General features: G+C 70.4%; 23 protein-coding genes. 10 read left to right on the plus strand and 13 right to left on the minus strand.

Annotated elements, in window-relative coordinates; genetic code table 11:
- The first annotated feature begins 104 nt into the window (after positions 1-104).
- From ACWC5C_RS25760 to ACWC5C_RS25780, 5 genes are all read left to right on the plus strand, one after another.
- Positions 105-653, plus strand: coding sequence for a hypothetical protein (locus tag ACWC5C_RS25760; protein WP_450878961.1), 549 nt, complete (start codon positions 105-107; stop codon positions 651-653).
- The gene (locus ACWC5C_RS25765; protein ID WP_450878963.1) at positions 646-1,377 is read left to right on the plus strand and encodes a class F sortase; all 732 of its coding nucleotides are present in this window, start codon (positions 646-648) and stop codon (positions 1,375-1,377) included. The genes ACWC5C_RS25760 and ACWC5C_RS25765 overlap by 8 nt, the downstream gene beginning before the upstream one ends.
- 32 nt (positions 1,378-1,409) lie before the next feature.
- On the plus strand, positions 1,410-1,718 hold the full coding sequence (locus ACWC5C_RS25770; protein ID WP_450878965.1) for a hypothetical protein: 309 nt from the start codon (positions 1,410-1,412) through the stop codon (positions 1,716-1,718).
- A 21-nt stretch (positions 1,719-1,739) separates the two neighbouring features.
- Positions 1,740-2,069: a hypothetical protein gene (locus tag ACWC5C_RS25775; protein ID WP_450878967.1), complete on the plus strand. Its 330-nt coding sequence runs from the start codon at positions 1,740-1,742 to the stop codon at positions 2,067-2,069.
- Between the two features lie 156 nt (positions 2,070-2,225).
- Entirely contained in the window at positions 2,226-3,299 is a 1,074-nt protein-coding gene (locus tag ACWC5C_RS25780) for a glycoside hydrolase family 6 protein (protein ID WP_450878969.1), read from the plus strand.
- A gap of 7 nt (positions 3,300-3,306) precedes the next feature.
- Here ACWC5C_RS25780 and ACWC5C_RS25785 read toward each other — a convergent pair whose 3' ends face one another.
- The 5 genes from ACWC5C_RS25785 to ACWC5C_RS25805 form a co-directional block, all read right to left on the minus strand.
- Positions 3,307-5,271 (minus strand): galactose oxidase-like domain-containing protein, encoded by a 1,965-nt coding sequence (locus ACWC5C_RS25785; RefSeq protein ID WP_450878971.1) that lies wholly within the window; start codon positions 5,269-5,271, stop codon positions 3,307-3,309.
- Positions 5,272-5,274: 3 nt separating this feature from the next.
- Complete coding sequence (locus ACWC5C_RS25790) at positions 5,275-7,095, minus strand: glycosyltransferase family 2 protein (protein WP_450878973.1); 1,821 nt, start codon at positions 7,093-7,095, stop codon at positions 5,275-5,277.
- Between the two features lie 339 nt (positions 7,096-7,434).
- Positions 7,435-8,115, minus strand: coding sequence for a FadR/GntR family transcriptional regulator (locus ACWC5C_RS25795; RefSeq protein ID WP_450878974.1), 681 nt, complete (start codon positions 8,113-8,115; stop codon positions 7,435-7,437).
- A gap of 76 nt (positions 8,116-8,191) precedes the next feature.
- The gene (locus tag ACWC5C_RS25800; RefSeq protein WP_450878976.1) at positions 8,192-8,527 is read right to left on the minus strand and encodes a DUF397 domain-containing protein; all 336 of its coding nucleotides are present in this window, start codon (positions 8,525-8,527) and stop codon (positions 8,192-8,194) included.
- Positions 8,524-9,354, minus strand: coding sequence for a helix-turn-helix domain-containing protein (locus tag ACWC5C_RS25805; protein WP_450878978.1), 831 nt, complete (start codon positions 9,352-9,354; stop codon positions 8,524-8,526). Before ACWC5C_RS25805 ends, ACWC5C_RS25800 begins: the two co-directional genes overlap by 4 nt.
- Positions 9,355-9,469: 115 nt before the next feature.
- On the opposite strand from ACWC5C_RS25805, the gene ACWC5C_RS25810 reads away from it, so the two are divergent.
- Both ACWC5C_RS25810 and ACWC5C_RS25815 read left to right on the plus strand, forming a co-directional pair.
- Complete coding sequence (locus ACWC5C_RS25810) at positions 9,470-9,901, plus strand: ATP-binding protein (protein WP_450878980.1); 432 nt, start codon at positions 9,470-9,472, stop codon at positions 9,899-9,901.
- Between the two features lie 66 nt (positions 9,902-9,967).
- Positions 9,968-11,440 (plus strand): alpha/beta hydrolase, encoded by a 1,473-nt coding sequence (locus tag ACWC5C_RS25815; RefSeq protein WP_450878982.1) that lies wholly within the window; start codon positions 9,968-9,970, stop codon positions 11,438-11,440.
- A 4-nt stretch (positions 11,441-11,444) separates the two neighbouring features.
- Here ACWC5C_RS25815 and ACWC5C_RS25820 read toward each other — a convergent pair whose 3' ends face one another.
- From ACWC5C_RS25820 to ACWC5C_RS25830, 3 genes are all read right to left on the minus strand, one after another.
- A complete protein-coding gene (locus ACWC5C_RS25820; RefSeq protein ID WP_450878984.1) occupies positions 11,445-12,332 on the minus strand; it encodes an AraC family transcriptional regulator in 888 nt (295 codons plus the stop codon).
- Positions 12,317-13,120, minus strand: coding sequence for a phytanoyl-CoA dioxygenase family protein (locus ACWC5C_RS25825; protein WP_450878986.1), 804 nt, complete (start codon positions 13,118-13,120; stop codon positions 12,317-12,319). The genes ACWC5C_RS25820 and ACWC5C_RS25825 overlap by 16 nt, the downstream gene beginning before the upstream one ends.
- 73 nt (positions 13,121-13,193) lie before the next feature.
- Complete coding sequence (locus tag ACWC5C_RS25830; protein WP_450878988.1) at positions 13,194-13,802, minus strand: TetR/AcrR family transcriptional regulator; 609 nt, start codon at positions 13,800-13,802, stop codon at positions 13,194-13,196.
- 94 nt (positions 13,803-13,896) lie between these two features.
- Here ACWC5C_RS25830 and ACWC5C_RS25835 point away from each other — a divergent pair, with 94 nt between their 5' ends.
- Positions 13,897-14,646 carry an SDR family NAD(P)-dependent oxidoreductase gene (locus ACWC5C_RS25835; protein ID WP_450878990.1) on the plus strand — a complete coding sequence of 250 codons (750 nt, stop codon included), beginning with the start codon at positions 13,897-13,899 and terminating at the stop codon, positions 14,644-14,646.
- A 5-nt stretch (positions 14,647-14,651) separates the two neighbouring features.
- Here the strand turns inward: ACWC5C_RS25835 and ACWC5C_RS25840 are convergent, their stop codons facing one another.
- The gene (locus ACWC5C_RS25840) at positions 14,652-16,760 is read right to left on the minus strand and encodes an ATP-binding protein (protein ID WP_450879097.1); all 2,109 of its coding nucleotides are present in this window, start codon (positions 16,758-16,760) and stop codon (positions 14,652-14,654) included.
- On the opposite strand from ACWC5C_RS25840, the gene ACWC5C_RS25845 reads away from it, so the two are divergent.
- Positions 16,653-17,078, plus strand: a complete 426-nt coding sequence (locus tag ACWC5C_RS25845) for a hypothetical protein (RefSeq protein WP_450878992.1) — start codon at positions 16,653-16,655, stop codon at positions 17,076-17,078. The two genes, ACWC5C_RS25840 and ACWC5C_RS25845, sit on opposite strands and share 108 nt — an antisense overlap.
- Here the strand turns inward: ACWC5C_RS25845 and ACWC5C_RS25850 are convergent.
- From ACWC5C_RS25850 to ACWC5C_RS25860, 3 genes are all read right to left on the minus strand, one after another.
- Complete coding sequence (locus tag ACWC5C_RS25850; RefSeq protein ID WP_450878994.1) at positions 17,064-17,684, minus strand: DUF6879 family protein; 621 nt, start codon at positions 17,682-17,684, stop codon at positions 17,064-17,066. The two genes, ACWC5C_RS25845 and ACWC5C_RS25850, sit on opposite strands and share 15 nt — an antisense overlap.
- Positions 17,677-17,946: a hypothetical protein gene (locus ACWC5C_RS25855; RefSeq protein ID WP_450878996.1), complete on the minus strand. Its 270-nt coding sequence runs from the start codon at positions 17,944-17,946 to the stop codon at positions 17,677-17,679. The genes ACWC5C_RS25850 and ACWC5C_RS25855 overlap by 8 nt, the downstream gene beginning before the upstream one ends.
- 93 nt (positions 17,947-18,039) lie before the next feature.
- Positions 18,040-18,903: a helix-turn-helix domain-containing protein gene (locus tag ACWC5C_RS25860; protein ID WP_450878997.1), complete on the minus strand. Its 864-nt coding sequence runs from the start codon at positions 18,901-18,903 to the stop codon at positions 18,040-18,042.
- Between the two features lie 174 nt (positions 18,904-19,077).
- Here ACWC5C_RS25860 and ACWC5C_RS25865 point away from each other — a divergent pair, with 174 nt between their 5' ends.
- Entirely contained in the window at positions 19,078-19,293 is a 216-nt protein-coding gene (locus ACWC5C_RS25865; protein ID WP_450878999.1) for a tautomerase family protein, read from the plus strand.
- Here ACWC5C_RS25865 and ACWC5C_RS25870 read toward each other — a convergent pair whose 3' ends face one another.
- Positions 19,294-21,468 (minus strand): caspase, EACC1-associated type, encoded by a 2,175-nt coding sequence (locus ACWC5C_RS25870; RefSeq protein WP_450879001.1) that lies wholly within the window; start codon positions 21,466-21,468, stop codon positions 19,294-19,296.
- Position 21,469: the final 1 nt, after the last annotated feature.

The following is a 21,469-nucleotide window of genomic DNA, read 5'->3' on the forward strand; positions in this document are numbered from 1 at the left end:
AGTCGTCCGAGCAGTCGTCTGACGCACCCAGATGGAGCAGGGCCGGGTCCGCAGCGGATGCGGGGCCCGGCCCGGCGCGTGAGCCTCAAGGTGGGAGGTTCACGATGCGCATCGGCACCCTCACACTCTGTACGGCGACTCTCTGCCTCATCGCCTCGGGCCCCGCACTCGCCGACCACCGCCACGACGGCACCGCCACGATCCGGGTCAGCCCGCTCGCCATCGCGCCCGGCACCGAGGTGGAGGTGCGGGCGTTCGGCTGCCAGGGCCGGGTGGCGACGGCCACCTCGCCGGTCTTCGTCAACGACGCGGAGCTGACCCCCGACGGCGACGGGCTGTTCAGCGAGGCGACGATCCGCTCGACGGCGACCAAGGGCGCGCACCGGGTCGCCGTGGACTGCGGCGGCGCGGATCCGGGCACCGGCACCGGGAAGGTGTCCGTGGCCGTGGAGCGCCCGCCCTCGCCTGTCGCGCCCGTGCACGCGGGCGGCGGCGGTGCCCCACGACCCACCGATACCGGCGGCCGGGTGCGGGGCGGCCTCGGCGGCGCGGAGACGTACGGCCTGGTCCTGTCCGGCGGTACGGCGGTGGCCGTCGCCGGGCTCGCGGTACGGCGGCGACGGCAGCGGCAGCGGGTGGGCGGCGATGTCTGAGTCACGCTTTCCCGGAACCGGCGCCGGAGCCGGACGGCTGGCCATGGGCCTGGCCTGGGTGGCGCTGCTGCTCGGGCTGTGGATGTGGGGCCGGGACATCACCGACGGTACGGGCGCTCCGGCGCCCATGACGGGCGACGCGGCCGCGGTCGGCCGCCCCCCGGCCCATCCGCTGCCCGCCGCGCACGCCCCGCTTCCGGCCGCCCGGCCGGAACGCGTCGACATCGCGGCGGCCGGGGTGCACGCCCCGGTCATCGGCGCGGGCCTGGACCGCAAGGGCGCGGTGAAGCCGCCGTCCTTCCGCCGCGCGGACTCCGTCGCCTGGTACCGGGGCGGCCCCGAACCGGGCAGCCCGGGGGCGGCGCTGCTGGTCGGCCACGTCGACACCCGCTCCAAGCCCGCCGTCTTCTACCGGCTGCGCGACCTCAGGCGCGGCGAGCCGGTCCGGGTCGCGCGGTCGGACGGCTCGACGGCGGAGTTCACGGTGGAGGACGTGGCGATGGTGACCGCCAAGCGCTTCGACGCCCGCCGCGTATACGGCCCCCGAACCGGCGGCCGGGCGGAGCTGCGCCTGATCACCTGCGGCGGCCGCTTCGACCGCGAGACCCGGACGTACTCGGCGAACGTGGTGGTGTCCGCGTACCTGACGAAGACGAGCACGAGCACCCGCGATACGGCCTCGACGCCCCCGACGCCCCGCACCACCCCCGGGAACGCGGGCTGACGCCCGCCCGTTCTCAGGTCATGGTGACCACCGTGCTGCTGGTTGTGGGGGGAGCCGCCGCGCTCGGGGTCGCCGCGTTCGTCGCGGACCGCGTCCTGTTATGGATGGAGCGCCGGGGCTGGATCTACTGGCGCAAGCGCAAGACCCTGTCGTCGATCGGCGTCGACTTCCTCCAGGAGGGTGACCCTGCGGCGCGGGCCCTGCGGCGCGGCATGGAACAGGAGCGGGTGCGCAAGAACGTGAGACCGGCGGAAGGGCCGCCCGTCCAGGTGGATCTGGACGCGGGGGTGGTGCGTTTCCGGCGTACTGGACGCGATGGGCCCGACGAGCGGGAGCCGTAGGGTCCGGGGAGGCGTGGCTGTATGGGTGGGTTCCTGCCGTATCTGGTCTTCGTCGGCGCACTGGTCGCCGTCATGGGCTGCTTCGCCTGGCTGGCCGTTCTGGCCCGGCGGCGGGGTGTCGCGGGGTCGGCTATCCGGGCGGCGGTGGCGGCGCATGACCAGGCGTGGCAGGTGTCGGGGTATCAGTCCCACCTGGAGGTCAGGGCGCAAGCGGAACGCAAGGCACCGATCGAGTCCCCCGACCGTCCCTGGCATCCGGCCAGCCGTGGCCTCGGCGCGCCCCGCTCGGCGGCGCGCGGTCCGCGCCGCGGCCGCCTCCGCCGGGGCCTGCGGCGCCGCTTCCGCCGGTAGAACGCCGTGCGAATCGCGCCGGACGGGCGAAAACCCGCCTCCCCTTGAGGATGCGGGCCCGGGTGGCAGGGGCCCTGTGCAAGGATGGATTCGACCGGCTTGTCCCACCCGGGGGCTCACTTTCCTCCCCCGGAGCGTGCACCCAAGGGGGAGTGGATGTACGGCAGTTACACCGGCCGTCGGCACACTGTTGCCCACCACCACAACCGTAAGCGGAATCTCCGGCGCAACGGCGTGGCGGCCGCCGGAGCGCTGCTGTCGCTCGCGACGCTCACCGGCTGCTTCGGCGCCTCCGAGAGCCCCAAGAAGAACGCCGCCCCGCCGGACCGCCAGAAGCAGCGCCCCAAGGCCACCGTGCCCTACTGGGTCAACCCCGACGGCAGCGCCGCCAAGCAGGTCGCCGCGTACCGCAAGGCCAAGAAGGACGACGACGCCCGGCTGATACAGAAGATCGCCGAGCAGCCGGTCGCGGAGTGGCTGGGGGTGGACAACCCGGAGGGGCAGGCGCGCGGCTTCACCCAGGCCGCCGCGCATGAGGACCGCGACGCGTTATTGGTCTTCTACAACATCCCGCACCGCGACTGCGGCCAGTACTCCAAGGGCGGCGCGGCGGACGGCGCCGCCTACCGGGCGTGGCTCGACAAGGCCGTCCGGGGCATCGGCAACCGCCCCGCCACGGTGATCCTGGAGCCCGACGCGCTGCCCCACGTGGCGGACGGCTGCACGCCGAAGAAGTTCCACGAGGAGCGGTACGACCTGCTCACCGGCGCCGTCGACAAGCTCAAGGGCCTGCCCCGCACCAAGGTCTACCTGGACGCCGGAAACCCGCACTGGATCAGGGACCCGCGCGCGATGGCCGGGCCGCTCAAGCGTGCCGGGATCGCCAAGGCGGACGGCTTCGCGCTCAACATCTCCAACTTCCAGAGCACCGCCGAGAACAAGGCCTACGGCCGGAAGCTGTCCGCGATGGTCGGCGGCAAGCCGTTCGTGATCGACACCGGCCGCAACGGGAACGGCCCGGCCCCGGGCAAGGACGACCCGGAGGCCTGGTGCAACCCGAAGGGCCGGGCGCTCGGCGACCCGCCGACCACCGAGACCGGCGACCAGAAGGTCGACGCCTACCTGTGGATCAAGCGCCCGGGCGAGTCGGACGGCCCCTGCAAGGGCGGCCCCCAGGCGGGCCAGTGGTGGCCGCGCTACGCACTGGACCTCGCCCGGAACGCCACCTAGTTATCACTCAGCGCGCGGCGGCCTTCGTGGCCGCTGCGGGCACCTTCACCCACACCGACTTCGACGGCGTCCCCTCCTCATCGACCGCGTTCAGCATGTAGTAGCCCGGCGGCACCAGCGACGGGTCCTTCGGCAGGGTCACCGAAACGCCGTCCTTCGTCTGCTTGAAGTCGAGTGCGATCGACCGCTGCTCGACGTTGGTCACATGGGTGAAGGAGCTGGGCCGCATCAGCCGCATCTTTTTGATCGCCGAGGCGTGCGCGGTCTTGTACGCGGTCGTCCCGCCCAGCTTGACCGTCCTCGGCCCGCCCTCGGCGTCGAGCTTGGGCCGCGAGTCCCGGTACAGATACGGCGGCCGGTAGAGGTCGATCTGCTGCTGGAACTCGCCCGGCTTGGTGTTCGCCTCGTCCTGGAACAGCGAGTCGGAACCGAAGGTCATGACGCGCCCATCCGGCAGCAGCAGCGCGCCCGAGTGGTAGTTGCGGCCGACCAGCGGGTCGGCGACCCCGCGCGTGCGGTTGGTCTTCGGGTCGTACAGCTCGGCCTTCAGGATGTTGGTGTCGCTGCGGCCCCGGTAGTCGCCGGAGCCGTTGGTGGTCAGGATCTGGTCGTCCGGCAGGATGACGCTGCTCGGATAGCGCACCTTCTCGTACAGATCCGGTCCGTCCTTGAACCGCGGCTGATCGTCCTTCAGGTCGACGATCCGGGTCCCGGCCGTGGACTCGGTGGACTCGCCGACCCCGCCGCCGCCGAGCACCATGAACCGCTGGTCCTGCGCCGGGGGCAGCATGACCGACATGGACGTCTCCAGCAGCTTCGGGTCGCTGATACCCGGCACCACCTGGAACTTATTGCTCTTCAGATCCCAGATCCCGGGGGTGCGGCCCTTGTCGGCCGGTCCGTATCCGGCATTCGAGCCGGTGTAGAAGACGCGGCCCTTTTCGGTGAGGAAGAGCGCCGGGTAGGTGGGGAAGAAGCGCTGCTTCGGCAGGTACTTCCACTTCTTCGTCTTCGGGTTGTAGATCTCGTTCTTGCCCGGCACGACCTGGCCGATTTCATCGAGCCCGGACACCGACAGCACCCGGCCGTCCTGCAAGGTCGTCAGGGTCGGGTACCAGCGGGCCTCGTTCATCGGGTCGACCGGGATGTACCGCTCCGACTCCGGGTCGAATTCGTAGGCCTGCTTGATGCCCTGGAAGTCCTTCTTGTCGAATGACAGCTTCTGTGCGATGCCGTAGTAGTTCTGCTTGTCCTTGCCCTTCAGCCCGGCGATCCGGTAATTGTCCTCGGTTCCGGTCTGGTGCTTCTTGCCCTTCTGCCGCGCCTCGACATAGACCCGCGCCGTGCTGGCGGTGACGGTGACCTTTCCGGTCTTGGCGTTCGTCTTCTTCTTCGCGCGCGGGACGAGCACCGGGTCCTTGGACTCGAAGGTCTTGCCGTTCTTCTTGCCCGTGAAGCGGGTCCCGGACGGGAAGGTCTTCGGCTTGTCCGGGTCCTCGTTGTGGACGAACATCAGCCCGCCCGCCTTCTCGACGTCGCCCTTGAGCTTCTCGTACCGCTGGGTACCGCCCGCCACCAGCAGCTTGCCGTCCGGCAGCTGGGTGTGCCCGGAGCAGAAGAGGTCCTTGGGCGTGGGGATGTTCCGGTACGTGTTCTTCTCCGGGTCCCACAGGACCGTACGGAAGGACTTGGCGTCGAAGTTCTTGGCGTTGTTCCCGGAACCGGCGACCAGCAGCACCTTGCCGGTGTGCAGCAGCGCGGCGTGGATCGTATTGATCCGATATTCCTCCGGGACGTTCACCACGCCCCAATGGCCGTTCTCGGCCTTGTACTCCGGTTGGTTGATCTTGTAATCGTGATACTGCTCGGAGCTGAATCGGTAGAGCGCCGGGCCGTTCATCCCGGCCAGCACGGTCACGGCCGCCGCACCGATTCCGAAGCGGCGGGTGCGGCGACTCGGTCGGTACTTCACGTCTTATCGTCCCCCAAGAGCGGGCTGCGTTGTCCGTTTCTCCTGGCGGACGGTCCACCGCCAGGCGATGATCGGAGCGGCTGTGATAGCCAGGGCGAGTGATGCCCAAACGGTCATCGCTGGATGACTGTGGCCGAAGTAGAAGGAAGAGGCGAGCGACCCGCCGAAGACCACCAGGAAGAAAAGGTGGATCCGGAACGTCCCGAAGAGGGTGTCGGGGCTCGACGAGTCGCCCTTCGGAGTGACGACGAACCGGCTCTTACGGCGCAGTACGGCATCCATCAGGGAGCGCGCGTAAATCGGCGCGGACATCGCGGACATCACCATTCCGGCGACACCGCCCGACCCCTCCGGCTCATGCGGCGAGACGTTGTGCCGCCGGTTCCAGATGTACAGGCCGATCTGGAGCGCGGACGCGTTGCCGTAGAGCATCATCCAGATGGCGGGATCGATCTGGATGCCGGACGCCCCGAAACCGAGGAACAGCGCGCAGCTGATCCCGGCGAGGATCCAGTTCAGCGCCGACATCGGATAGAAGATCACCATCAGGGTGTAGTTGAAGAGCTTGCCCGCAGGCAGCGAGAACGGCGCCTTCCAGAACTGCCCGAGGATCGTCTCGTACGTGCCGCGCGACCAGCGCAGCTGCTGGGTGAAGAAGTCCGTCCAGGCGTTCGGCCCCTCGCCCACCGCGAGCACGTCCGGCGTATAGACCGAGCCCCACTTCCGCCCGGTGGCCGGGTTGCGGTGGCGGTGCAGCTCGAAGCCGGTCGCCATGTCCTCGGTGATCGAGTCGTACAGCCCGCCGATGCTCTTGATCGCGCTGATCCGCACCGCGTTGTTCGTGCCGACGAACATCGGCGCGCGGTACGCGTTCCCTGCCCGCTGGATCAGCGCGTGGAACAGGAACTGCTGGCTCTCGGCGGCCTTCGTCACCGCCGCGTCGTAATTCCCGTACACCTGCGGGCCGACGACGAACGCGATGTCCGGGTCGCGGAAGTAACCGAGCATCCGCTCCAGGTAGTTCGGCAGCGGCACGTGATCGGTGTCGACCGACGCGAAGAAGTCGTACGCGTCGCCGTGGGCGTCCAGCCAGGCGTTGTAGTTGCCGTGCTTGGTCTTCGCCCGGTACGGCCCCTTGGCCTGGTTCCACTTCTCGACGCCCTTGCGGCTGAAGTGGCGCACGCCCAGGCGCGCGCACACTTCCTTCACTTCAAGGTCGTCCCCCTCGTCCAGCAGCCAGACGTCCAGCTCCCCCCGGTGCCGTACCCTGACCGCCGCCTGCAGCGTCTTCGTCACCATCTCGATCGGCTCCTTGCCGGGCACGAACGTGGTGATGAAGGCGACCTTCGTCCCCTTCTGGGGCACGACCGGAACCGGATCCCGGGCCACGAGCGTCGCGTGCGCGTTGGACGCGACGTTCATCGTGCGGAACAGCTCGATCAGCCCGATCGAGACCAGCATGATGGTGTCCAGGACCGCCATGACCGGGCTCTGGCCGTCGCGCTCCGTCCAGTGCGCGGGCTGGATGAGCCATAACAGCAGCCCCAGCGACACCAGCGGCGCCGCGCCCAGCAGCAGCGCGGCGCGGATGCGGTGCGGCTCGTCCGCCAGCAGGCTGCGGTAGCGCACGCGGTAGGCGGTGGACGGGTCGGGCTGGGTCAGCGGTCCCGCGAGTCTGCTGTAGTGCTCGTAGTCGTACTTCGGCAGCGGTCGCCGCCGATGAGGCCGTTGCTGACGCGGGATACGTAAGCGAGTCGTGGTGGACGAGTCGTACGAATCCTGGTCATGCGGATGCTGCCGGGCGCCTGTCGGCGTCGACGTCATGAGTCATTCCCCCCGCACGCGGGCTGGCTGCGTGTCGTCACGTTCTCCTGGCCAACACGGCCCCCCACGGCCGTACGGGCACGATAGTGGAGCGACCGGACCCGTCGAATGGAATCGAATATGGAATGGCCGCGTTCTGCTTGTGTACGAAGTGTGCCGGACCCCTCCCGTCCGGTTTCCCCCCGGGGCATCCCAACACCCCGTGTCACAGGCCGTGTTGGTGTGCGATGCACCCAGATCAGGGTCTCGAACACGTCTGTGTGATCGCAACGCGAAACGCGCCCTTATTCGGACAAAGGTGCGCAAGGAGGGGGTGTCGCGGCCGGTCGCGAAAACGGCTTATTCGTGATGCGGCGAACGCAGTCTGTTGCGGATGTTGCAGAAGTGGTCGCGAATCGCCTCTTCGGCGCGTAGGGCGTCCCCGGACCGCACCGCTTCGAGGATCCGCCGGTGCTGGGCGAGGGTGACGTGGGGGTCGGTCGGCACGTCGACCAGATCGGTGCGTACGCGGTGGAACGCGTCCCAGAACGCCTCCAGCACCTCGCTGAGCAGCGTGTTGTCCAGGCTCCTGTACAGCGCGGCGTGAAACGCCCGATCCGTCTCGCTCCGTACGGCCCCCTCGGCGGCCTCGGCTTCCATCCGCCGCACGATGGCGTCGAGCGTGGTGAGGTCTTTCGCCGGTATCCGCCCGGCGAGCCGTGCGATCAGCCCGGTTTCGACGGCCTCGCGCAGCTCCAGCAGCTGCAGCAGGCTGTCCTCGCCGCGATAGTGACCGGCGACGGTCCGGAAGATCAGCCCCTCGATCATGGGCGCCATCGACATGGGGCCGACGTAGGTCCCGAAGCCGTGCCGGATCTCGACGATCCCCATGGCTTGGAGTGCCTTCTGTGCTTCGCGTACGGAGTTGCGGCTGACGCCGAGCAGCTCCATCAGCTCCGTCTCGGTGGGCAGGGGCGCGCCGGAGGGGAGTCGCCGGTCGATGATGAGCCGTTTGATGCGCTCCTGGATGTCGCCAGCCATCCCACCACGCGCCTGCGCCGCCGCCACCGCCACCTCCGATTCCGGTCAGCTTAGCGGCAGCGGCGCGGGGTGTTCCTCAGAGCTGCGCGGTGAATGTGGCCCAGGCGGTACGGGGGATGGCCAGCTGGCCGAGGCCGGTGTCCTTGGAGTCGCGGACGTGCACGGCGTCGGGGCGGACCGCCACCTCGACGCAGTCGCCGCCGCCTCCGCCGCTGTAGCTGCTCTTGTGCCAGTCGAGTTCGGCGGTGAAGGTCGACCATGCTCGGCGTGAGACGGTGAGCGAACCGCGACGGGTGTCCTTGGAGTCGCGGACGTGCACGGCGTCCGGGCGTACGGCCACCTCGACACAGTTGCCGCCGCCTCCGCCGCTGTAGCTGCTCTTGAACCAGTCGAGTTCGGTGGTGCTGCTCATAGCGCTCCTCGCATCTGCTCCAACAGGCTCGTGCTGGCCTGAGGGCTCAGAGCCTGTGAGCGCAGTTTGCCATAGCGCTGGAACATCGCACTTACGGCTTTTGGGTCCGTGATCAGCACGCTAGTGTCGTGCGCTTCGATGTAGCCGACCCATCGGTGGTCCGGCGTCTCGGCGAGACACATTGGCCCTTCGAAGCCGAAGTGATCCTCCTGCCGCAGCGGCATGATCTGGATCTCGACGTTGCGGCGCTGCTGCTGCTCAAGCAGGTGGTCGAGAACCGCCTTTGTGACCTCGGGTCCGCCGAACCCCCTCTCCAGTAGCGCCTGTTCGATGATGAAGCAGAACGAGGTCTTCGGGAGGTCGTCGAAGAGCCGTTGGCGCGCCAAGCGGCCCATTACTCGACGCTCGGCCTCCTCCGGAGGTGTGTGCGGGATGTAGTGGTCGGCGATCGCGCGCATGTACGCCTCGGGCTGGAGCAGTCCAGGGACGACCGTGCACTCGTAGGTGAGGAGCGTCAGCGCCTCCTCCTCGATTCCCGCCCAGTGCTGGAACCAGGCTGCCAGGCCCACCTTCTTCGTCAGGCTGCGGTACGCCGCGCCCAGAATCCGCGCGGCCAAGGCGCCCAGAACCTCCTCCGTGCGAGGGACGAGTGCCTTCGGCGGGAAGCGCCTGCCCTGCTCCATCTTGGCGATGTACGTCGCTGAGTAGCGAACCTTCGGAGCGAACTGCTCCTGTGTGAGACCCCCTTCCTCCCGTAGCGCCTTCAACACGGCGCCGAACGTCTTGAGGCTGTCCGACACTTCGGGTTCGCGGTTGTCTGCTGCCATACGTACATCGTCACGCCCGGTGACTGCCACAGTCCAGCGAGTCAACTGGTACAGACGAAACTGGGTGGGTGTCATACCTGGCTGAAGCCCCGCCCACACCGCAACGCTTCCGCCCATGACCGCACCACAGGGCCAAGTCCCCGTCACCGTACGTACGTTCGCACAGCGATTCTCCGCCACCCGACGCGGGGCCCGGCTCGCCCGTCTGCTGACCGTCAACCAGCTCACCTCCTGGGGGCTCGGCCCCAGTGACTCCGCCGTGCTCGTCGTCGCCGAGCTGGCCGCGAACGCCGTCCTCCACGGTCGCGTCCCCGGCCGGGACTTCGGCCTCCTCCTGCGGTACGACCATGAGACCGGCCGTCTGGAGATCGAGGTGTCGGACACCCACGACCGCCAGCCCACCCCCAAGACCGCCACCTCCGTGGACGAACAGGGCCGTGGCCTGCTCCTGGTCGAGACCCTGGCCGACCTCTGGGGCGTGAAGGAGCGCCAAGGCCCCGGCAAGACCGTCTGGGCGCACGTCTCCCTACGGAACCCCGTGGGGTAAACCCCCGCGCACACAGGCCCGTTGGCACGATGTCGGTATGGGACGGGGCAGGCGAAGCTCATCCGTATGACGAGCATCAAGCGAAACGCAGCCCTGTTCGCCGCTTCCGCCGCCGTCCTGAGCCTCGCCGTACCCGTCACTACAGCGTCCGCCGAGTCCCCGCGCCTCGACTGGACGACGTGCCAGGGAACCGGCCTCGACCCACGGCAGCGGTGCGCGACCATCGAGGTGCCGATGGACTACGCCGCCCCGCACGGCAAGAAGATCACCGTCGCGTTCTCCCGTATCCCAGCCGAGAAACCGGAGGCGCGCCGTGGCGCCCTGTTCATGATCCCCGGCGGACCCGGCGGCGGCAGCCTCGACGAGCCCTCGGGCAAGGGGCAGAAGCTGCCGCAGAACGTACGGGACACGTACGACCTGATCGGTTTCGATCCCCGGGGGCTCGGCCGCTCCACCCCGGTCAGCTGCGACGTGGAACGGGGTGACCTCGCTCGGACGAAGTTCTTCCCCTGGCCCGCCGCCGACGGGTCCGTCACGGAGAGCATGGCCACCGCGCGGCGGATGTCGCAGGCCTGCGCGCGCGACGGCGGCCCGTTGCTGCGGCACATCAGCTCCGCCAACGAGGCCCGCGACCTGGACCGTATCCGGGCGGCGCTCGGGGAGCGGAAGATTTCCGCCTGGGGGGTCTCGTACGGGTCGTACGTCGGCGCCGTCTACAACCAGCTGTTCCCGCACCGCACCGACCGCTTCGTACTGGACAGCAACCTCGCCCCCGACCATGTGCGCGTGGCGCGGGCCTGGTTCGCCGGGTTCGAGGAGGGCGCCGAGGACAACTTCGCCGAGTTCGCCGCGTGGGCGTCCCGGCCGGGCAACCCCGACCGGCTGGCCCGGACCCCGGCCGGGGTGCGCCGCCTCGTCCTGCGCCTCGCCGCACGCCTCGACCGCGAGCCCTTGCCGTGGCCCGGCGCCAACCCCGAGGAGCTGAACGGGAACGTGTTCCGGCAGTTGGTGCTGGACAGCTTCTACGACCCGGACTACCGCGCCCTGGCCCGGCTGATCCTGTCCGTACAGAAGGGCGACGTGCCGCCCGCGCCGGAGGAGCCGCCCGCCGCCGACCAGCAGAACGCCACCGCGGTCGGCGTCGCCACGTTCTGCAACGACGCCGCCTGGCCGAGGTCGGCGGCCGCGTACGAGAAGGGGGTCGCCGAGAGCCGCGCCACGTACCCGCTGACCGCGGGGATGCCGAGGGGTGCGGCGGTGTGCGCGGCGTGGCCATACGCGCCGGGGGAGCCCGCCGTACGGATCAACGACCGTGGCCCGTCCACGGTCCTCATGGTCCAGAACCGGCGTGACGCGGCCACCCCTCTCGGGGGCGCCCTCGAACTCCGTACGGCCCTTGGTCGGCGAGCCGTCATGGTGACCGTGAACTCCACCGGCCACGAGGCCTACCTCGCCAACGGCAACGCCTGCGGCGACCGGACCGTCTCCCGCTTCCTCGCGACGGGCGAGCGCCCGCCACGGGATGTCGTCTGCGACTAGCGCATCAGCGCTCAGGCTCCACGGGCAGCCACAGCTCGGCGTCGGCCTCGGTCTTCTCCGGCGACAGGCGGGTGCGCAGGATCTCGGGGCCGGTGCGGGTGCGGTACGGGTTCGACGGGAACCACTCGGTGAACACGTCCCGCCACAGCTCCTGGATGGCCTGGGGCACCGGTCCGGAGGTGGTGAAGACCGCCCAGGTGCCGGATGGGACGGCCAGCGTGGTCGTGCCCTCCGGACGTTCCGGACCCTCCGGGGCGGGCGCGGAGGTGATCACGCCGTGGTGGTAGTCGAGTTCGGTGCCTTCGGCGCGGCTGGGGTCCAGGCCGTCGCAGACCGCGACGATGCCGTGCGGCTCCTGATCCTGATCCGACAGCTTCTCCAGGCGCTCCAGGGTCCGCGGATCGATCCCACGGACAAAGTCCATGATCGCCTGGTTCGGCCCCGCATGCACCAGCGGTACCCGGGTCTTGAGCCCGACCACGGTGAAGTCCGCCCTGTCCACGACGCGGTATCGCATCCTGCTGCTCCCCTCGATGGTGAGGCGGAAGGCCATCCGGGACTGGGAGGTGAGTACGGCGCCGGTACGCCTGGCCTCGCTGGGCCCGATGCCGTGCATGGCGCGGAACGCCCGCGCGAACGCCTCGCCGGAGCCGTAGCCGTAACGTACCGCGATCTCCAGCAGCGACTCACGTCCCGCGAGCACTTCGGCGCCCGCGAGGGTGAGCCTGCGGCGCCGGACGTACTCCGACAGCGGCATTCCCGCGAGCGCGGAGAACATCCGGCGCAGGTGGTGCTCCGAGGTGGCCGCGATGCGGGCCAGTTCCGCCACGTCGAGGTCCTGGTCGAGTCGGCCCTCGATGTGCTCCATGGCCTGGTTCAGCCGCTCCAGCATGCCCCGCTTCCCTTCTCTTTCTCTTCCCCCAGACCCCGGCGGATCGCGATCTCCACGGGTGAGTACGCGCCGTCGGCCCGTTCGAGTTCGTACGGTGCGGCGGGCATCAGCGGCGGCTGCGCCATGAAGCGCGGCCGCGTCCCATGGTGCGGTTGAGCCGCGTGCACGAGGAAGGGGTGGCACAGGAAGACGTCGCCCGGGGACCCGGTGGCGAGGGCGAGTGGCCGGTGGTCGGACGCCGCCACCAGATCGGGGGCGAGGGTCAGCCCGCTCGCCCCGTCCTCCCCGTACTTCTCCAGCACCTTCGGCACGTCGAGGTGCGAGCCGATCCTGATGCGGGTCGGGGCGTCCTCCTCACCGACCTCGCTGAACAGGAACAGCATCAGCAGCGCCCGGCCCTGGGAGCGCAGATTCGTGAAGTACCAGCTCTCGCCTTCCGGCAGATAGCTCCCCTCGATGTGCCAGCCCGCGTCGTCGGGCTCCTCCTCGTGCGGGAAGCGCAGCGGGAACGTGCCCAGCGAGTAGCGCGGCTCCCAGCGTCCCGCGCCGACGAGCAGGTCGTACGCGCGGTGCAGCGACGGGGAGTTGGGTGCGGCGGCGAACGGCCCCTGCGCCATGCCGCCCACCCAGTGCACGGGCCGCGTCCACGTCGACGGGTCGTCCGGGGCGCAGCCCGTCTCCCGCCACAGCAGCCGCGCGCAGTCCGCGGCCACGCGCGGCGCGACGGCGCCCTCCAGCTTCACGAAGCCGTCGCGGAGGAAGCGGGATACCAAGGTCGTGTCATCCATGCCCCCACCGTGCGGCGACACCGGCCCCGATCACCCGACATTCTCCGCACCGCTTTTGTCGGGTGGCTGGTTTTTACGCGGGTGGCCAGTTCCGCAGGGCCATGTCGGCCACCCGCTGGAGGTCCTCGCGACAGGTGCCGCTGGCGGCCTGGACGGCGATGCCGTTGGCCACGGTCATGAGGTAGCGCGCGAGCAGTGCGGGGTCGGTGTCGGGCGGCAGGTCGCCCTCGTCGACGGCTCGCTGGAACCGGTCGCGGAAGTGGTCGGTGCCCTCGTTGCGCCAGGCGGTGAGGGCGTCGCGGGCGTTGCTTCCGGATTCGCCCGCGGCGAGGGAGCCTTGGATGCCGAAGCACCCGGCGGGGCAGTCGGGGCGGGTGGTGGCCCGGACCGAGCCGTTCAGAAAGGCGGTGGCCACCTGCCGGGCGGTCGGCTCGCCCAGGGACCGGGTCGTGTGCGAGGCGGGGCCTTCCTCGTAGCGCTCCAGGGCCTTGCGGAACAGGTCCTCCTTGTTACCGAAGGCCGCGTACATGCTGGTGCGGGTGATGCCCATGGCGCTGGTGAGGTCGGTGAGGCTGGCGCCGTCGTAGCCCCGCTCCCAGAAGACCCGCATGGCCGCTTCGAGGGCCGCGTCGGCGTCGAAGCCTCTGGGGCGGCCGATCGGTGCCTTCCGCTGGATCTCCATGCGGTCAACCCTACTCTTCTGTACCGCTCGGTGCAGAAGGTGTTAGGGTCTCAATCTGTATCGCTCGGTACCGAACTTTGTGGAGGTCATTCTCATGGGACAGCTCGAAGGCAAGACCGCCGTCGTCACCGGCGGCGGCACCGGGATCGGCCTGGCCAGCGCCGTACGGCTGGCTGCCGAGGGCGCGCACGTGTTCATCACCGGACGGCGCAAGACCGAGCTGGACGCGGCCGTCGAGACGATCGGCGCGGCGGCGGCCACCGCGGTGGCGGGCGACATCTCGAACCTCGCCGACCTGGACCGGCTCTACGACGCGGTCCGCGCCCGGGGCCGGGGCCTGGACATCGTCTTCGCGAACGCGGCGAGCTTTGAGTTCGCGACCCTGGAGCAGGTCACCGAGGAACACTTCGACCAGACCTTCGGCGTCAACGTGCGGGGCACGCTGTTCACGGTGCAGAAGGCGCTGCCGCTGCTCAACGAGGGCGCCTCGGTGATCCTTAACGCTTCCACCACCGCCGACAACGGTACGCATGCGTTCGGCACGTACGCGGCGTCCAAGGCCGCCGTCCGGTCCTACGCGCGGACCTGGGCCAACGAACTCAAGGACCGCGGCATCCGGGTCAACGCCATCTCACCCGGCCCGATCGACACCCCCGGAATCACGACCGTCTTCGGCGAGGAGAACGCGGCCGAGGCCAGGGCGAACCTTGCCGCGAGCATAGCGATAGGCCGGATGGGGCGCCCGGAGGAAGTCGCCTCGGTCGTGGCGTTCCTCGCCTCCGACCAGAGCACCTTCATGCTCGGAGCCAACGTGTACGTCGACGGCGGCGAGAACCAGATCTGACGCGCCTAGCCTGTGTCACCCGGTTCCGCCAACCGGCCTTCGATGCCGCTCCGTACGGTCGTCGCCCGGGGGTCGGCGTAGTCGGCGAGGAGGCTCAGCGCCTCCGCCCAGTGCCGACGCGCCGCCTCCGGGTCGTCGTCCCGCAGCGCGCGGGCGAGCTCGTCCAGCGCGAGGGCGGCGTGCCACGGCTCGCCGAGCGCGCGGTGCGCCTCCGCCGCCATCCGGTGAAACGGCGCAGCGTCCGCGCGCCGCCCCATCGCCTGGTACGTCTCACCCACCCCGTGCCACCCCATCGCCTGCCGCGACGTGTCCCCCAGCCTGCCGTGCAGCCCCGTCGACCGCTGCCCCGCTTCCAGCGCGCCCCCGAACCTTCCCAGTCCGCGCAGCGCGTCGGCCTGGGCGAGCAGCCAATACGCTTCGAGGGTGGTGTTGCGCAGTTCGAGCGCGATGTCGACGGCCTCGTCCGCCGCGCGTAGGGCCTCCTGCGGTTCGCCCCGGTCGAGGTGGACGGCGCTGAGGATGCGGAGCGCGTTGCCGATGCTGCGCTTGTTGCCCGCCTCGCGGTGGAAATCGAGCGCCCGCCGCGCGTCGTGCTCCGCTTCATCGAGGCGCCCGGCCTGGAGGCGGGACGTGGCCAGGTTCGAGCGGGCCACGATATCCATGCGGCTGTCGCTCAGCTCACGGCTGACGGCCATTGCCTGGAGAAGGTGTCCGTCGGCCGTGTCGAGACGCCGGGCGCGGAGGTCGAGCAGCCCGAGCGCGTTGAGCGCTGCCGCCTCTCCTCGCCGGTCGCTCAGTTCCCGCCGCAGGGCCAGGGCGGCGTCCAGGAACTCCCGGCTCGCCGTGGGCCGGTTCGCCATCCGGCTGCCCAGCCCGAGCGCTTCCAGCAGCCGCGCCTCCATCGCGCGGTCACCTGAGCGGCGTGCCGCGCGGAGCCCTTGCTCCATGACGGGGAGGAGGTCGGGAATCGCGGCGGACGGCGCCCGCGCTGACCAGACCAGGTCGGCCAGGTAGGTGACGTGGACGTCCAGCTTCTCCCGCTCGGCGACGCGCACCGCCGCCACGAGGTTGGCCTGCTCCCGCTCCGCCCACTCCACTGCTTGGTCGTAGTCGGCGAACTCCGTTGTGACATCTGGCTGTTCGAGTCCCAGCGGCTTGTGGTGGGGCCACAGTAACTTCAGGGCCGCATCGGCCGTGTGCGCGTACCAGTCGAGGAGGCGGCGGAGGGCGGCCAGCCGGTCGGGCGCTGGCTCCTCGTGCTTGGCCTGGTCGGCGGCGTACACGCGGAGCAGGTCGTGGAACTCGTAGCGGTCGGGCGCGGTCTGCTCCAGCAGGTGGGCGCCGACGAGGACGTCGAGTAGCTGGCGCGTACGCCGGGCCGGGAGCGTCGCCAGGGCCGTGGCCGCCGCCAGCCCGAAGTCCGGGCCGGGATGCAGCCCGAGCAGCCGGAACAGGCGTGCCGCGTCGGGGGAGAGGGCCCGGTAGGACCAGGCGAAGACGGTCCGGACCGCGTCCGCGTCCGCCTCCGCCTCGTCGCCCGTGCTCAGTGCGTCCCACAGCGCGGACTCGTCCCGGAGGTCCGCGATCAGTTCGTCGATGCCCATGTGCGGGTGATTGGCCGCCCGCTCGGCGGCGATGCGCAGTGCGAGGGGAAGGCGGGCGCAGAGCTGGGCGAGTTCGGCGAGCTTCCGGATGTCGTCCGCCGGGCGGTATCCCGTGGTCACCGCGCGCAGCAGCGCGACCGCCTCCGCCTCCGGCAGCGTGCCGAGGGTGATGCGCTCGGCCCCGTCGCGTATGGAAAGCCCGGAGAGACGGCCACGGCTGGTCACCACGACCAGACAGCGGGAGTTGCCCGGGAGCAGCGGCCGGACCTGCGCGACGGTGGCCGCGTTGTCGAGCACCACGAGCATGCGGCGGCCGTCCATCATCGAACGGTAGAGCGCCGCCGCCGCATCCGTCTCGGCCGGGATCGCGGCGGTGGGTGTGCCGAGGGCGGTCAGGAAGCGGTGCAGCGCTTCGTGCGGGGCGACCGGCTCGCCGGGATCGTAGCCGCGCAGGTTGACGTACAGCTGCCCGTCGGGGAACCGGCCCTTGGCGTGGTGCGCCCAGCGCAGCGCGAGGGATGTCTTGCCCGCCCCGGCGGTACCGGCGATGACGCAGACGGAGACGAGGAGCGGGGCGTTGGTCTCGTCGCCCGGGAGGATCGCGTCAAGGCGTTCGAGCGCGTCGGTGCGGTCGACGAAGTTCCGTATGTCCCCGGGGAGCTGACGGGGCGCGACGGGTTCTGCCGATGGGGCGGGGGCATGGAAGTGGATGCCGCCGCTGACGTCGCGGGCCTGTACGACGTCGTGTGCTGTGCCGGACAGCTCCGAGTGCGTGCCGGGATTCTCTTCCCGGTCAGCTCCGCCGTCGATGGCCTACTCCCGGCTTAGTGTTGGGCGAAGGTCCGCGTGGCGCTCTACGTACGCGCCGACGTCCTCGCCCCCGGCGTACAGGCCGGAGATGAACGACGCCCATGGGCCGACCAGTTCCGGATCGCCATGCCGTACGGCGCCGTTCGGCACCCCCTCGTCGGTGTAGACCACCTCGTACAGCACCTGCGCCCCCAGCACGACGACCTCCGGCAGGATCGCCCGCTGCTCGAACTCCCGCACGCGGTCGGCCTGCACGACACGGACCGGCTTGCCGCACTCGGCCTGGACGCGCAGGGAGAGCAGTTCCCAGCGCACGTACGGGGTGAAGGGCTGCTCCACGATCCGGACCCGGTGGAAGGCGCTACCGCGCTCGCGATCCTTCTGAGCGGTCTCCAGGAATCGGGGACGCTTCTTCTCGAACTGCCGCATCACCTCGTCCCAGTCCCCGCGCCGCAGGGCCTCCCGCCCGGGGTTGTTCTGCTCCTCGAAGTGCTGCCGACGCTCAAGCTTCCATGAGTCCTGGCCGAGCGAACGGGCCCTGACCTCCGCGAAGTCGCGGTGGTATGCGTCCAGATCGAGCCGCACGCCCCGCGTGCGGTCGAGTGCTGGTGCGGGGCTAGGCATCCGGAATGTTCTGCTTAGCGGCGGACAGCATGACGCCGGGGATCACCACGAGGCGCTCGTCCTGGCCAATCCTGACATCGTGCGGCAGCCGGTCGGCGTAGGCGGCCGTCAGGTCCCGTCCGATGATGGCGACGTCGCCATTGTCCAGCTGCCAGATGTCAGGGCAGTCTTCGTCGTCGTCCGACGTGTTCAGCTCCTGCGCGGTCTTGCCCAACCGCCGAACGAATAACGCGGACGGGTCGGCTTCCCAGGCGCGGTTCATCACTGCCTCCGCTGGAGGTGGTCACAGGGCGCGGTCGTCGTCACTCAGTGTATCCGTGTCGGTGCGATGGAGGGGGCGCCTTGGCATTCCGAGTCAGCGCGCTCGCTCGTGGGTCAGGCCCTGGGGGCCGATGACGGAGAGGAGTTCCAGTTGGGAGGCGCCTTCGGTGCCGGGTGGGGCGGTGAACCACAGCAGGCGTTGGCAGCCGTCCTCGCTGAACAGGGTGTGGCAGTCCAGTTCGATGATCCCCAGGGCGGGGTGGACGATGCGCTTGTGGTCGGTCCGCCGGAGGGCGACGTCGTGGGTGGCCCAGAGGGTGGCGAACTCCTCGCTGCGGCACCGTAGTTCGTCCACCAGCCGCTCCACCGTGCTGTCACCGCCGCGCCGGGCGGCGACGGCTTGGAGGTCGGCGACGAAGGCGCGGGAGTGGTGGGGGTGGTCCTCGGGCGGGTAGATCGCGCGGGCGGCGGGGTCGGTGAACCAGCGGTGGACGAAGCTCGCGGCGGGGCCGCGTACGGCCGGGGGCGGGCCGAGGAGCGCGGCGGCCAGTGGGTTCTGGACGAGGGTTTCGTGCAGGTCGGTGATGACGCGCGCGGGCGTGGTGGTGAGCCGGTCCAGGAGGCCGAGCAGGGCGGGCTGGACGTGCGCGGTCGGTCCGTGGGCCGAGGGGGGAACGCGGCGGTCGGCGAGGTGGAACAGGTGGTCGCGCGCGTCGCCGTTCAACCGCAGCGCCCGGGCGAGGGCGGCCAGTACCTGGGTCGAGGGCTGGGCACCGCGGCCGCGTTCCAGCTCCGTGTAGTAGTCCGCGGAGAGCCCGGCCAGTTGGGCGACCTCCTCGCGCCGCAGACCGGGCACCCGGCGCCGCGGACCGGCGATCAGCCCGACGTCGGCGGGGCGTATCCGGTCGCGCCGGGACTTCAGGAATGCGGCGAGCTGCGCGTGGTTCACGCCGCTCATCGTCGCGCGCGGCGGTGCGCGGAGCCAGGGGACGGCAACCCCAGGGTGGGGACAGCCCTGGCTGGCGCGGGGGCGGCGGGCCAGGGTGGTCACGTAAGCCGGGCGCTCACCGCGTACAGAAAACCGCGTACAGAAAACCGCGTACAGAAAACCGCGTACAGAAAGAGAAACGCCATGCCTTTCGCGAACTTCAAGGTCCCCGCCGGAACCCTCGACGAGCAGCAGAAGGAGAAGATCATCACCCGCACGACCGAGCTGTACGCCGAGATCTACGGCGAACGGGCCCGGGCCACCACCCTGGTCCTGGTCGAGGAGGTCGCCGACGGCGGCTGGGGCATCGGCGGCGACGTGCTGACCCTGGCCCAGCTTCAGCAGACCCCGGAGGGCTGATCAGCGGCGGGCCATCGCGGCCTCCATCGCCCGCTTGGCGACCGGCGTCGCCGCCCCGCCGGAACTGGACTCCCCTTCCACCACCACGGCGATGGCCACCCGCTGACCGCCCGGGCCGCGCTGGGCGTAGGCGGTGCACCAGTCGATCCGGTCGCCGCCGCTCTGCGTATCGGCGGCCGTAGCGCCTACGTCCGCGCCGCTGACGCGGGCGGCCATGCTCGTGCCGTTCATCACCGCGGCGGTCATGGCCTCGCGCAGCGCGGCGGCTGTGCGCGGGCTGACGACCCGTTCCGTATCGGGCTTGTCCTGGCTCTGCTCCATGCCGTCGGCGTCCGTCGCCTTGGATACCAGGTGTGGTGCGACGAGTTCTCCGTCGTTCTCCAGCACGGCGGACACCATCGCCATCTGGAACGGGGTCGCCGTCACCTCGAAGCCGCCGACGCCGGACAACGCGGTTTCCGCCTGGGTGGGTTCGCTCGGGAAGACGCTCGTGCCCACGCGGACGGGCATCTCCCTGCTGTTGTCGTTGAAGCCGAACTTGTCCGCCATCTTCCTCACCTTCGCCCAGCCGAGGTCGACGGCCGCCTTCGCGAAGACGTTGTCGCAGGAGAGGGCGAGGGCGTCGCGCAGGCTGGCGTTCTTGCAGGAGCCGGGAGCGGTCTTGCTGCGCACCGAGGTGGTCGTGCCGGGGAGGGTGTAGGGGTTGGGGCTGACGGTCGCCTCGTGGACCGACCCGTACAGCCCCTCTTCGAGCGCCGCCGCTGCCACCACCAGCTCGAACGTCGCCCCGGGGGGATAGGCCTCCCGGGTCGTGCGGTTGAGCATGGGGTCGTTCTTCCTGTCCCCGGTCAGCTTCTGCCACGCCTTCTGGTCGGCCACGTTCTTTCCGCTGAAGGTGGCGGGGTCGTACGAGGGGGTGCTGACCATGGCCAGGATGTCGCCGTTGGACGGGTCGATCGCCACGGCCGCGCCCTTGGCGCCGCCCAGGGCTTCGTACGCCGCCTTCTGTACCGCCGGATCGATCGTGGTGACGACCATGCCTGCCCCGCTGTCCAGGGTTTCGCTATGGACCGACTCCAGACCGGAAGCGCCGAAGGCCAGGGACCGGTACCCGGTGACCGGGGCGTAGAGCTTGCCGTCGGTGTACGTGCGCTGCGACTTCGTCGAGCCGGTGATGGGTTTTCCGGCTACGTAGATGTCGCCCAGGGTCTTGCCGCCGGGCGGCGGCACGAGGGACTCCGTCGCGCCGCCGCCCTTGGCCGCGGCACCCTTGTCGCCCTTGTCGTCGTCGCCGCCGAGCCGGGCGACGGCGAAGAACGTCCCGCCGATGACCACCAGCGCGGCCGCCGCCGCGCCGATCACCTGCCCACAGGACGGCTTCCGGCCAGGGCGCGCGGGCGGCAGGGGCGGCGGCACCGGTACCGGCATCGGGGGCCCGGCGGCGCGGTTGCGGGCGAGGGCGATCAGCCCTCCCGTGTTGCGGTTGCGCTGCTGCGGCAGGGGCCGCGACTTGGCCGCGAGCGTGCGGTGGAGATGCCGGTAGAGGGTGTTCATGTCGATCAGGTCGGGCGCCCCCGGAATGCCCCCGCCCAGCGCGGTGATCAACTCGCCCGTGAACGCGGTGTACGTCTCCCCCGGCGGGGACAGCGCCGCACGGGTCTCGGCGGAGGCGGTGAGCAGGCAGGTCCCCTCCACCGCCGCCCGGTCCGCGATCTCATCGCTCGCGCTCATCCGGCCGATCAGCGCCCGCCCGCTGTAGCAGCAGTCCAGGACCACCACGGTGCGCCGCGCACCGGCCGCCGGATCGAGCACCGCGCGGCGCAGATACTCGTAGCGCAGCGCGGTGTACTCGCGGTCGTGGACCGAGTCGGGCAGCGCGAGATACAGCTCGTCGGTGTGCGGGTCGATCAGGCCGTGGCCGCCGTAGTAGACGAACAGCGTGTCCGTGGCCCGCGCGGCGGCCTCCTTCACGGTGTCCAGCACCTGCTGGGCGCTGCCCGGCTGAGCGAGCACGGTGCACCGTTCCGGCGGGACACCCCACACCGCCGGATCGGTCAACACCCCGCGCAGCCCCTCCAGGTTGCGGGCGACGGCGGGCAGGCCGGGCAGCGTGCGGTAGTCGTACGCGCCCACCAGCACCGCTTCGGAACGGGTCGGGTCAGGAAGTGTGGCCACC

Source organism: Streptomyces sp. NPDC001700 (genome assembly GCF_053596435.1).